Source organism: Patescibacteria group bacterium, from assembly GCA_028692545.1.
GTDB lineage: Bacteria > Patescibacteriota > Patescibacteriia > UBA1558 > S5-K13 > STD2-204.
Genome location: JAQUXC010000002.1, coordinates 91,370 through 103,077 on the forward strand (window position 1 = coordinate 91,370; position 11,708 = coordinate 103,077).

General features: G+C 28.8%; 12 protein-coding genes and 2 tRNA genes. 5 read left to right on the top strand and 9 right to left on the bottom strand.

The genetic code is table 11. The features are described from left to right. Positions 1 to 41 precede the first annotated feature (41 nt). From PHZ07_01470 to PHZ07_01505, 8 genes are all read right to left on the bottom strand, one after another. Positions 42 to 779, bottom strand: coding sequence for a lysophospholipid acyltransferase family protein (locus PHZ07_01470; protein ID MDD3284243.1), 738 nt, complete (start codon positions 777 to 779; stop codon positions 42 to 44). A 511-nt stretch (positions 780 to 1,290) separates the two neighbouring features. After that, positions 1,291 to 1,722: a peptidoglycan amidohydrolase family protein gene (locus PHZ07_01475; GenBank protein ID MDD3284244.1), complete on the bottom strand. Its 432-nt coding sequence runs from the start codon at positions 1,720 to 1,722 to the stop codon at positions 1,291 to 1,293. A 26-nt stretch (positions 1,723 to 1,748) separates the two neighbouring features. Further along, complete coding sequence (locus tag PHZ07_01480) at positions 1,749 to 2,078, bottom strand: hypothetical protein (GenBank protein MDD3284245.1); 330 nt, start codon at positions 2,076 to 2,078, stop codon at positions 1,749 to 1,751. A 17-nt stretch (positions 2,079 to 2,095) separates the two neighbouring features. Beyond that, a complete protein-coding gene (locus tag PHZ07_01485) occupies positions 2,096 to 2,248 on the bottom strand; it encodes a type II secretion system protein (protein ID MDD3284246.1) in 153 nt (50 codons plus the stop codon). Next, positions 2,226 to 2,537 carry a hypothetical protein gene (locus tag PHZ07_01490; GenBank protein ID MDD3284247.1) on the bottom strand — a complete coding sequence of 104 codons (312 nt, stop codon included), beginning with the start codon at positions 2,535 to 2,537 and terminating at the stop codon, positions 2,226 to 2,228. Before PHZ07_01490 ends, PHZ07_01485 begins: the two co-directional genes overlap by 23 nt. A gap of 116 nt (positions 2,538 to 2,653) precedes the next feature. Continuing rightward, positions 2,654 to 2,730, bottom strand: a tRNA-Ile gene (locus PHZ07_01495). A 217-nt stretch (positions 2,731 to 2,947) separates the two neighbouring features. Continuing rightward, a tRNA-Val gene (locus tag PHZ07_01500) sits at positions 2,948 to 3,024 on the bottom strand. 60 nt (positions 3,025 to 3,084) lie between these two features. Continuing rightward, positions 3,085 to 4,224: a DHH family phosphoesterase gene (locus tag PHZ07_01505; GenBank protein ID MDD3284248.1), complete on the bottom strand. Its 1,140-nt coding sequence runs from the start codon at positions 4,222 to 4,224 to the stop codon at positions 3,085 to 3,087. Positions 4,225 to 4,366: 142 nt separating this feature from the next. Here PHZ07_01505 and infB point away from each other — a divergent pair, with 142 nt between their 5' ends. The 4 genes from infB (at position 4,367) to PHZ07_01525 (ending at position 8,359) form a co-directional block, all read left to right on the top strand. Then, entirely contained in the window at positions 4,367 to 6,352 is a 1,986-nt protein-coding gene (gene infB / locus PHZ07_01510; protein ID MDD3284249.1) for a translation initiation factor IF-2, read from the top strand. Beyond that, the gene (rbfA, locus tag PHZ07_01515; GenBank protein ID MDD3284250.1) at positions 6,353 to 6,685 is read left to right on the top strand and encodes a 30S ribosome-binding factor RbfA; all 333 of its coding nucleotides are present in this window, start codon (positions 6,353 to 6,355) and stop codon (positions 6,683 to 6,685) included. A gap of 1 nt (position 6,686) precedes the next feature. Continuing rightward, on the top strand, positions 6,687 to 7,655 hold the full coding sequence (locus PHZ07_01520) for a bifunctional oligoribonuclease/PAP phosphatase NrnA (GenBank protein MDD3284251.1): 969 nt from the start codon (positions 6,687 to 6,689) through the stop codon (positions 7,653 to 7,655). Positions 7,656 to 7,783: 128 nt separating this feature from the next. Then, positions 7,784 to 8,359: an ATP-dependent Clp protease proteolytic subunit gene (locus tag PHZ07_01525; protein ID MDD3284252.1), complete on the top strand. Its 576-nt coding sequence runs from the start codon at positions 7,784 to 7,786 to the stop codon at positions 8,357 to 8,359. Positions 8,360 to 9,134: 775 nt separating this feature from the next. Here PHZ07_01525 and PHZ07_01530 read toward each other — a convergent pair. Next, on the bottom strand, positions 9,135 to 9,746 hold the full coding sequence (locus tag PHZ07_01530) for a hypothetical protein (protein ID MDD3284253.1): 612 nt from the start codon (positions 9,744 to 9,746) through the stop codon (positions 9,135 to 9,137). 421 nt (positions 9,747 to 10,167) lie between these two features. Here PHZ07_01530 and rny point away from each other — a divergent pair, with 421 nt between their 5' ends. Then, a complete protein-coding gene (rny, locus tag PHZ07_01535) occupies positions 10,168 to 11,697 on the top strand; it encodes a ribonuclease Y (GenBank protein ID MDD3284254.1) in 1,530 nt (509 codons plus the stop codon). Positions 11,698 to 11,708 lie beyond the last annotated feature (11 nt).

The window sequence follows — 11,708 nt, forward strand, 5'->3', positions numbered from 1 at the left end:
GGGTTGCCAAAAATGACAACCCTTTCTTATAAAATAATATTCTATACCTTTTGGACTATATAGTCCTTTTTTATTGCCCCAAAAGCATCTTTTCTAAGAAGTTCTATGGCCAGCTTTCTCTCATCTTTGCTAGGGTTTTGTTTACTTGAAGCACATGAAATTGGATCATGAATTATTACGTTTACAAATCCTGAATTCACAATATTAGGATTTATCTTATTATGAATACAAAAAGATCCATTGATAGTAACGGGTACTATTTGTGCCTTAGACATATAACCCAAAACAAAAGGGCCTTCTTTAAATTCACGCAAATTACCATCGAACGATCTAGTTCCTTCTGGGAACATAACAATGTTATTTCCCAATTCCAATGTAGCAACCACATTCTTTATGGTAGATGATTTTAAATGCTCTCTATCTACAGTAATATTTCCACTTCTTCGAAGTACCCAACCAAAAACTGGAATTTCTCCTAGTTCTTGTTTGAATACAAATCTAATTTGCCCTGAGATCGCAAGATACAAAAAAAGAATATCAAAATGCGACATATGATTCGGAGTAAAAATCACATTTTTCAAATCTTTTATCTTTTCAATCCCATAAACTCTGAGTTTTATACAACAAAAATGTATTATAACCCAGGACCAAACTTTGCCACAGAAATTATACCATCTCGGTCCTCTATTTTTGCCACCAAATACAAGACAAAGTCCCGCAACAAGTGACATAATAAAGGTCCAAATGAATATAAAAGCGATTCTTACATGATTTATCATGACTTCCTCCATGATTAATATTTTTGTGAATATTGCATTTAATCACAAAGCACAAAAAAAATCAACTCTGAGCATTAAAACGGCCCAGAGTTGCACTAAAGATAGAAACTTGGTTACATAAGCTTGATTGCGTCTTCTCCTAAAAGACAATCAAACCTGTTTTCTAACAAACTGTTAAGTATTTGTTCTGTTTTACAAAAGATTTGTAATTCGCCACAATTCTCTTGGCAAAAATACTTATAAAACACTAATATTCTCGAAATAAGCGTTTGACACGGCACAGATAGAAGATATATCTGACAAAGGTCAAAAAATTTAGATTTTTCCAAGCAGAGAGAAAAAACACGACTCAAATTTTCTCTTCTAACTTCAATTTGTGAAGATGTATTATCAAAATTTGACAAAAAATCAAATTTCAAAATACACAAATTACCTTCAAAAAAATAATATATTCCTTGCATTATTTCCTCCTTTTTTTAAAAAATACATTTCTTAAAATAACCTTAATACTTTAGTTAAAAAAAGTAAATACATCTAATATCTTCCTTTTCCCATTGTAATTATATGAATGTTTCCATGGAGATTTTTTATACCAAGAATTGCTTATTGCTTTTTTATTTCCAATATAAAAACCTATATGAAAACGGGACTTTTCATCATCTTGTCTTTTTTTCTCCCATACTATCACATCACCTCTCCTAATATCTTCTAGATCTATTTTTTTCCAACCAAAATCATCCATATCTTTTATAGTATTTCTAACAGTTGCATGAATATTTTTTATCATTCTAAATTTAAATAATACTGAAGAAAGAAAAAAAGCACATGATAATCGCCCATCTTTTAAAACATCAATTTTATCATTATCTCTCGTAATAAAATAATTCCTATACTTTTTGGATTCAATACTATTTTTTATATCATCTATATAATCCTTATTCATAAAATAATTCTTAACAAATATTCTAATTAATGTATACACCAAGTTGGATCTCCTTGTTTACATTTTTCACGTGTACAACAAAAATATATATCATCAGAAAGTACATTTACAGCTTCAAGACTATAAGAACATATACAAATAGGATTTTCATAATATATTATATAACTTTCATCATCTGTTGGTGGTATTGGGATTGGATTTAAATATAACTCATCTTCATACTTTAAAGGTACATTACCTTTACAAATAGTGGCCCCAAAATTACTAGATATAATACCGTTATCAGAACCACAGTTCCAAGCATAGACTTCTTCATCCATTGGATATTCATTATGATCAATATTATATATTTCCAATGTATCAGATATTATTTTTATATCATTAATTCTTTTTGCATCTCTTGCTTTTTTCTTGCAGAATTAAGTGCAAAAATAGCAAGAGTTGATAGTAGCCCAATAATAGTTATTACTACCAATAACTCAATAAGAGTAAAACCTTGTTTTTTATCTTTTTTGTATATTTGCATTTGCCTTTATCTTACTTTGCATTTCTTGTCTTGTTTTTTCTATCTGTTGTTTTCTCTTTTGACTACTATTCCATGCTGATAATGCAAAAGATATTATTATAATCCATCCTACAATAATTATCGCCATATATATCTTTTTTTTCTTGGCTTTTTTAACATCTATAATTGAAGATTTGATATACGCATTCTGTTGTCTTCTCTGCACTACTTCGTCAAAAGAATCACTCAAATCTATAGATTGATTTTCATTTTCTTGATTATTCTGTTCTCCGTAATAATTATTTTCCATATTTTTGATTTTAAATTATTATTTACATTGATTATAGCATAAAAAAAACAGCTATAATAGCTGATATAATAATAGTCACAGTAAATAAGTTAGATTAATTTAAAACAAAATTATTTTGGTGGGTGTAGATGGACTTGAACCATCGACCTCGACTTTATAAGAGTCGCGCTCTAACCAGCTGAGCTATACACCCATAGTATTTTTATTTTAATTTACATTTACTGAAATAACAATTCAGCTGCCTGTCCGCCGAAATGCAATAAAGGCGGAAGCTATACACCCATAATATAATTCTAAATTTTAAATTATAAATCACAAATTGTAAAGTATAATTCGCAAAGTTGTAATTTAAAATATAAAAAACAATCTATTAAGCGGGACAAACTCCACACTCTAATATAAACATATTATGGTGGGTCCGAGGGGACTCGAACCTCTGACCTCTACGATGTCAACGTAGCGCTCTAACCAGCTGAGCTACGAACCCACAAAAAATTTTATTTATCTTATTAAGCAATATTTAGTATATCTAATAAGTAAAGTTTTGTTAAATATTTTTTGATATATTTACTTTCAAAATATCTAATACCTTTTGCCTTACTTCACTTACATCACCTCTTACTTCAAAGCTTAATAAATCACAATTTCCAAGAAAATCATTATTACCAACAAGACCACTAACAAGACCTATAGAATCATGTTTATAATTTGAATAAATATAAATTCTTGATAAATCTTCTTTTAAAACTTGAAAAAGAGCGACTACTTCTGCTTGAGATGCTTTTGATACTATTTCTTCTACAAGATCATCAATCTCAATTTTGTTTTCTTCTGTATCTTCTAGCTCTAAAGTAGACCAAGCTATTTTATAATTCTGGTCATAATTCAATTCAGATAAAATTTGACCCCAAACTTTCAAAAGAGATATCGATTTTGTTCTATAAATATTTGAAATAATTTTTTCTCTATCGGCGCCTTGTTCTATCAACTTCCCTGCTATGTCTAATATTCTTGGAGTAACTTTTTGATTACTAAAACCCTTTGTGGCTAAAACCAACCCAGTAAATAAACATTCTGCAATCTCTTTACTAATTTGTTTTTTATTCAAATACAATAAATTAAATATTTGTTCTGAAATACAGCTTGAACCAATATCTATAAAATTTATTTGACCATATCTTTCATTAGAAGCCTCATTATCTATATTTATAACTGGTACTTGCTGAAAAAAGTCTACGTGATTTAAAAATGTTTTACCAATAGACTTTAAGTCTGGAGAATTAAAAACCAAAATCAAATCATAGTAATTTGCAAAATACACAAGTACATCTTTTGGATCAATCTCAAATGGATTAGAATCCAAAAAAATCTTTAATTTATTACCTTCTTCAGTATAATTAATTTCTTTTATTTTTGTCTTTGTGGTATCTACAGAAAAAACTAATCTTCTTAAATGTCTATCTTCAAACTTTGCATTTTCTATATTTGGCAAAAAGTTATGTATTTTTTTAGGTTTTTGGGGTAAAATAAAATCAATATTACTTTCATTTTTTTTGCTTATCAAATAATTATAAAAACCAAGCATTCCTGACAAACAATCTCCAGAATAATTATCTGGAACCGTTAACAAAATACTTTTAGCATTTCTTATTGACTCAAAAATTTGCTGATCAATATCTAAACTCATTATTTTATTTTAATCATTTAAAAAATAGGTATTATAGCAATATATGAAATATTTCATAATTAGTCAATAGATATATAATAATATCTACCTTGACTAAAAACTATAAAACAACTAATATTAGAAACTAACCCTAAAAAATTCAATGAATATAACAGAATTAGCAAGACAATTAAAAACAACAACCTCTGAACTTTTAGAAATACTACCTAAAATTGGCTTTGATATTGGGGCAAAAGCTATAAAAGTGGACGATTCTTTGGTAGATAAAATAAAATATGCATATAAAGCTTATCAAAGAAAACTAAAACTTATAGAGGAAGAAGCAAAAATAACTGAAATAAAAATAGAAAATAAAGATGATAAAGTAGAGGTTAAACGTAATAAAAATATTATAGTTTCAAATAATATAATAGTAAGAGATTTGGCTGATAAAATGGAACTCCCTATAAATAAGGTAATGACTGAACTTATAAAAAATGGGGTCATGGTATCATTAAACTCCACAATTGATTTTGAAACTGCAAGTATAATAGCTGAAGATTTAGGATTCTCTGTAGAAAAAGGAGAAGAAGAACAAAAAGATAGAGAAATGGAAGAAAAAAATATAAAAGAACTAGAAGCTCTATTATCAAAAGATAAATCTCAAACTAAAAAACCACCAGTTGTAGTGGTTATGGGGCATGTAGATCATGGAAAAACTAAACTATTGGATACAATTAGAAAAACAAATGTTATAGACAATGAATCTGGAAATATTACTCAACACATAGGTGCATACAAAGTAAAATTAGATGATCGTGAAATAACATTTTTAGATACTCCTGGACATGAGGCTTTTCGTGCAATGAGATCTCGTGGTACAAAAATAGCAGATGTAGCAATAATAGTAATTGCCGCAGATGAAGGATTAAAACCACAAACAATAGAATCAATAGAATTAGTTCAAAAAGAAGGTGTACCATTTATAATAGCAATAAACAAAATAGATAAACCTGAAGCAGATTTAGATAGAGTGAAAAAAGAACTATCTGAAATAAATGTCATACCTGAAGATTGGGGTGGAAAGACAATATGTGTTCCAATATCTGCAAAAGAAGGCAAAAATATAAAAGAATTATTAGAAATGATTAATCTTGTAGCTGATATGGAAAATTTACAAGCAGACTCGTCTAGAAAAGCAATTGGAACAATAATAGAATCTCATATAGATAGAAATCAGGGACCGATAGCTTCTGTATTAGTACAAACAGGCACGCTAAATCTTGGTGATGAATTCGTAGCTGGAAATACACATGGAAAAGTAAGGGCAATGGTTGATCATTTAGGACAAAAAATTGAACATGCTACCCCATCAACACCTGTTCAAATTTTAGGATTTAAAAATGCACCTGAAGTAGGAGATGTTTTTAATGCAGATATGTCTCAAAATGAATTAAAAGATATAAGAAAACAAAATACATATCAAATCAACAAAACACAAATGTCTTCTGAAAAAGGTAAGTGTGGTGAAGAATCAGAAAATAAAAGTTCTTTAAATATAATATTAAAATCAGATTTTATAGGATCTCAAGAAGCTATAATGGAGGCAATAAATAAACTTGGAAATATTGAAACAAAAGTAAAAATTGTAAAAACTGGTCTTGGAAATATAAATGATAAAGATATTTTTGATGCTGATGCTACAAAATCTATCATACTAGGATTTCATATAAAAATAGATCAAAATGCCGAACTTATTGCAAAAGAAAAATGCGTAGAAATAAAAAATTACAAAATAATATATAAAATGTTAGAAGACTTGGAAGAAAAAATAAAATCAATGAAATCAGAAGAAACAATAAGAGAACAAATTGGTGAACTATTAATCCTAGCAATATTTAGAGTAATGCCAAATGGAATAATTATAGGTGGAAAAATACAAAAAGGAAAAATAACAAAAGACTCAATTGCAAAAGTTATAAGAAATAATAACTTTATAACTACTGGTAAAATAAAAAGTCTCCAAAGTGGTAAACAAAATGTAAATGAAGTGGTAGAAGGACAAGAATGTGGATTAGAATTTTCAGGAGAAACAACAATAAAAGAAGGTGATATTTTAGAAATATATAATGAAAGAATAATAAATTAAATGAGTATAAGATGTGAGCAGGTATCAAATGAAATTAAACATTTATTATCAGAAATAATAATAAAATATGTTGAAACAGTTGATTACCTCATAACCATTACAAATGTAGAAATAAGTCCTGATTTAAAATATGCAAAAGCATTTATTACTATAATTCCTGAAAATAAAAGTGGTAGCGCGCTAAATCAATTAAAAAAAAGTTATGGACTTATACAGAAACACTTAAAATCCAAAATAAGATTTTATACAATACCAAAAATAACTTTTAATATAGACGAGGGCGATAAAAAAAGAAGAGAAATAAATGATGCATTAGATTCAATAAATAAATAAAATGTTGGTCCAGGAAGCGAAAGAATTGTATACAGCAATTTCGCAATCACAAAGTATACTTATAGTTACACACAGGAATCCAGATGGAGACGCAATAGGAAGCAGTCTCGCTTTTTATAATTTCTTAAAATCTATAAATAAAAACGTGAAATGTTTTTGTAAAGATACTTCAACAGAAAATTTTAATTATCTAGAAAATATAGAACAAATACAAAGTGATATTTCAATACTAAACGAAAAATATGAACTTTGTTTAATTGTGGATTGTGGAGATTTGAGCATGACCAAAATAAATGATATTTTAGAAAATAAAAATTTTGAATTTGGTATAGCAAATATAGATCATCACGAAACAAATCCAGAATATGGGAAAATAAATATAGTAATAAAAAATGCGTCCTCTACTTCAGAAATTATATATTTATTACTAAACTCATGGAAGATAAATATAGACCCTAAAATAGCAACAAATCTTATAACCGGAATAATTACAGATACTAATAATTTTACAAATGGAGGAACGACAAAACAATCAATAGAAATATCTTCTAGATTGCTTAGCATAGGCGCAAATATAGGAGACGTTTTGAAAGCCCATGTTTACAATAAAACTATAAATATTCTAAAATTATGGGGTATAATATTAAAGAGAATGATATTTTCAGAAAAACTATCAATGGTAAATACGGTACTATTTGATACAGATTTAGAAAATCTAAATTTAGAAAAAGATGCAGCAGAGGGTGTATCAAATTATTTAAACAATTTATCAAAAGATATAAAATTTAGTTTATTACTAAAAGATGATAATCGTGGCACTGTAAGAGGAAGTTTTAGAACAACAAGAGACGATATTGATGTATCAAAAATAGCAAAAACATTTGGTGGTGGTGGACATAAAAAAGCAGCTGGTTTTGAAACTAGTGGCCATGTAGAACTCAAAAATAATATTTGGCAAATAGTAAAGTAATACCAATCATACTAATTTCATTTGTATAATTAGTAAAATTCGTATATTAGTATTATATATAAATAAAGTTAATAATATAAACTAAAAATCCACCACAAATTTGGTAGGATAGAAGGAACAATAATAATATGTTTTTAATACCAACGGTTATAGAAAAATCAAATCAGGGTGAAAGAGCTTATGATATTTATTCTCGCCTTCTAAAAGAAAGAATAATATTTCTTGGCTCTCCTATAAATGACGCAGTAGCAAATACAATAATAGCTCAGTTATTATTTCTAGAATCAGAAAATCCAAAAAAAGATATCAAACTATATATAAATTCTCCTGGCGGAAGTGTAACAGATGGTCTAGCAATTTATGACACAATGCAATATATAAAATGTGATGTCTCAACAATAGCAGTTGGCATGGCAGCTTCAATGGCTGCAGTTTTGCTTTGTGCTGGAGCTCCAAATAAAAGACTTGCGCTTCCAAATGCAGAAATATTACTCCACCAAGTAATGGGTGGGGCTGAGGGACAAGCAACTGATATAAAAATAAAGGCCGAACAAATTCTAAAAATAAAAGAAAAATTAAATAAAATTTTAGCAAAGCATACAGGACAAGATATCAAAAAAATAGAAAGAGATTCTGACAGAGATTATTATTTAAACACACAAGACGCAATGAAATATGGACTTATTGATAAAATTATAAAATAATACTTAGTCACTTCGACTGAAGTCAAACTGAAGCTTTAGCGAAAGTTGACGGAGCGGAGAAGTCTCGAAATTTTTATATTATATAAAAAATGCTGAATGCGAGGTTTCTCGACTCGCCCCGCTTAGCGGGACTTCGCTCGAAACGACAAACAAAAAAACTCAATGATAAACAAAAAATAAAAATGGATTTTAAAAAATTAAAATAAAATTACACAAAAACAAAAATCACCACGCTTAGCGGGGCGATTTTTTTGATTAAAATGTTTAGTTTTATTTTTATCCATATGATGGTAGGTCATCAAACCAACCAAAGACACATCCAAAACAGAATGCAACGATAACCAACATGATTATCTTCTTCATATTCTCTCCTTTTTTAATTACCACTCACGAAAGCAGCGCTCGCAGGGGCAATAATCACTTTTACAATTGTCACATGGGCAATGGAGTAAAAGCTTATCAAACAACAACCAAGCAAGTATTGATAGTAGAATGAAGATAATTATGTTTTTCATCTTCCACACTACTTATCCATGAAAACAAGTATAATTAATACCATAAATGATGCAGCCATGGTGACAATACTACCACCGATAAATCCAAAAATAAAATTCTTCATTCCATTCTCCTTTTTTTGGTATGACATCTTTATTTTTCGACACCTCTAATCTTCTTTAACTATAAGTATAAAGGCGATGAAAATAAATATAATGCCTGTTACAAATCCTGAAATAAAATATTTCATTTTTTACCTCCTTATTGATATAATTTAAATTCATTTCCAAAATTCAGCAATGCTACTGTCCTGACCTTGAAGAAGTCCACACCCTTCAAAGTGAGGACATTGACATAACATTTTACTCCACTCAATATCATAAATAGTAGTAATAACTGAAGACCAAGAATACTCAACATCAGACCAAACAATCACTTTTATATCACTATCGTCTTTAGTAATATAGGTATGTATATCCTCAATACATGTTGGCCTAAATTTCTCAAGTTCGTCGTCATCGAAGTGAATATTTCTTGGTAGAAGATATGCACAAAGAATTTCATAAATATCCGATCTACCATTTATCTTTTCTGTCTTAGTTAAATACCATGTCTTCCAAAATTTTCCTTCCGGAGTATCTTCTTTTATAAGACTTTCATAATAGATGCTGGCGGGAATATAAACAACTTCAAATTTAGAATCCTTTAACCTAGCATTAGCCTCTCTGAGTAATTCAGATAAGTACCCAAAAACGTCTGCTGGACAAATTAAGTCCATGTTGGATCTTACAACCTTATCCAAATTATTTAAACGAAGCATGGTATTAGCTTCATCAAGAGCAATACTAAGTTGCGCAACTAACAGGAAAAGTCTGGATCTTTTTTGTTCCATTACAATATCCTCCACTTATATATTTTTTCTTTATCTTACACTTTGGAAACTTCTTGTCAACACACAAAAACCAAAGAACTTCAACAAAATTATATTAAAATAATTACCTTAAAATTAGTATTATTTCCGCCAGAGGCGCCTGCCTACCGGCAGGTAAGCATTTACATCTAATACTTGAAAAAAATAGACTAATGTGATAATATGAGTTTATTGTTAATTAATAACTAAGTTTTGGATAAAGAATTCTAGGATATTAAAGTCAAAAATATCAGTAAACAAGCCAAAAATTACGAAATATAGAAATGCTCAAATTAACTCTATTAAATAATATAGAACTAAAATTACTGAAAATACGAATTTTAGAAAAGTTCTAATTTTTGTTATACAAATTCTTTGTTCAAAATTCGAAAGATAAATCAAAATGATAGAAACACTATCCTATGCGCTAGCGTCTATGTTGCTTTTAGGTTTGGGAATATTTCTAGGTTACAAATTAAGACAAACAGTAGCAAAAAATGCCGTAAATAGTGCTGAAAAAAAAGCAGAAGAAATACTTGAAAAAGCAAAAGAAAAACAACAAGACATATTAATTCAAGCAAAAGAAAAATCAATAACTATAATTGATGAAGCAAAAAAAGATGAGCAAGAAAGAAGAAAAGAAATACATCACACTCAACAAAGATTAGAACAAAGAGAATCTCTTTTCGACAAAAAATTACTTGATTTAGAAAATAGAAATCAAGAAATAAAAGACAAAGAAGAAAAAACAGAAAAACTCAAGGAAGAAATAAAACAAATTCAACTCATGCAACTTGAAAGATTAGAAAATATTTCTAAAATGTCTCAAGATGATGCAAAGACTTTGCTCTTAGAAAAAACGGAAAATATAATGAAAGATGAGCTTGTTGCAAAAATAAAAAAAATAGAACAAGAATCAACAGAAGAAATAGACAAAAGAGCAAAGGATTTATTATCAAATGCAATACAAAGATGTGCTATAAATCATGCCACAGAAACTACTACAACAACTGTAAATATTAGTTCAGATGAAATGAAGGGCAGAATCATTGGAAGAGAAGGTAGAAATATAAGAACAATAGAAAAACTTACAGGAGTGGAAATTATAATAGATGATACACCTGATGTAATAGTAATATCTGGTTTTAATCCAATTAGACGTCATTTGGCAAAAAAAGTTATAGACAAACTTGTATTAGATGGAAGAATACACCCAGGGAGAATTGAACAAACAATAGAAGAAGCAAAAAAAGAAATAGCATTAGACATAAAAAAAGCCGGAGAAGAATCAATATATGAAGCTGGAATCCCTTCTGTTGACCCAAAACTCGTTCAAATACTTGGAAGACTTAAATATAGAACTTCTTATGGTCAAAACCAATTAAAACATTCTGTAGAAGTATCTCTTTTATCTGGACTTATCGCAGAAGATTTAGGTGCAGATGTAGCAATAGCAAAAAAGGGTGGTCTATTTCATGATATAGGCAAGGCACTTGATCACGAAATAAAAGGAACTCATCCAGAAATAGGTTATGATATACTTAAAAAATTTGAAATAAGCGAAGATGTGGCACTCTGTGCAAAAACTCATCATGATGACAAACCAGCAACACTTGAAGCAACAATAGTAAAAGTCGCTGATGCAATATCTGGCGCAAGACCAGGAGCAAGAAAAGACAATTATGAAAACTTCTTACAAAGATTAGATGAACTTGAAAAAATTACAAATTCATTTGAAGGTGTAGATAAATCATACGCTATTCAAGCTGGCCGTGAAATTAGAATATTTGTTCGCCCTGAAGAAATAGATGATCTAAAAGCTATAAAACTAGCTCAAAGTATAGCTGGAAAAATAGAGGAAGAATTAAAATATCCTGGAGAAATAAGAGTAACTGTTATAAGAGAAACTAGAATTACTGAATACGCTAGATAATTAATATAAAA

Excerpts from the sequence above, each read along its gene's own strand:
- PHZ07_01525 (MDD3284252.1), top strand. The coding sequence starts at position 7,784 with ATGTTTTTAATACCAACGGTTATAGAAAAATCAAATCAGGGTGAAAGA.
- PHZ07_01485 (MDD3284246.1), bottom strand. The coding sequence starts at position 2,248 with ATGCAAATATACAAAAAAGATAAAAAACAAGGTTTTACTCTTATTGAG.
- infB (MDD3284249.1), top strand. The coding sequence starts at position 4,367 with ATGAATATAACAGAATTAGCAAGACAATTAAAAACAACAACCTCTGAA.
- PHZ07_01490 (MDD3284247.1), bottom strand. The coding sequence starts at position 2,537 with ATGGAAAATAATTATTACGGAGAACAGAATAATCAAGAAAATGAAAAT.
- PHZ07_01470 (MDD3284243.1), bottom strand. The coding sequence starts at position 779 with ATGATAAATCATGTAAGAATCGCTTTTATATTCATTTGGACCTTTATT.
- PHZ07_01505 (MDD3284248.1), bottom strand. The coding sequence starts at position 4,224 with ATGAGTTTAGATATTGATCAGCAAATTTTTGAGTCAATAAGAAATGCT.
- rbfA (MDD3284250.1), top strand. The coding sequence starts at position 6,353 with ATGAGTATAAGATGTGAGCAGGTATCAAATGAAATTAAACATTTATTA.
- PHZ07_01520 (MDD3284251.1), top strand. The coding sequence starts at position 6,687 with ATGTTGGTCCAGGAAGCGAAAGAATTGTATACAGCAATTTCGCAATCA.
- PHZ07_01530 (MDD3284253.1), bottom strand. The coding sequence starts at position 9,746 with ATGGAACAAAAAAGATCCAGACTTTTCCTGTTAGTTGCGCAACTTAGT.
- PHZ07_01475 (MDD3284244.1), bottom strand. The coding sequence starts at position 1,722 with ATGAATAAGGATTATATAGATGATATAAAAAATAGTATTGAATCCAAA.
- rny (MDD3284254.1), top strand. The coding sequence starts at position 10,168 with ATGATAGAAACACTATCCTATGCGCTAGCGTCTATGTTGCTTTTAGGT.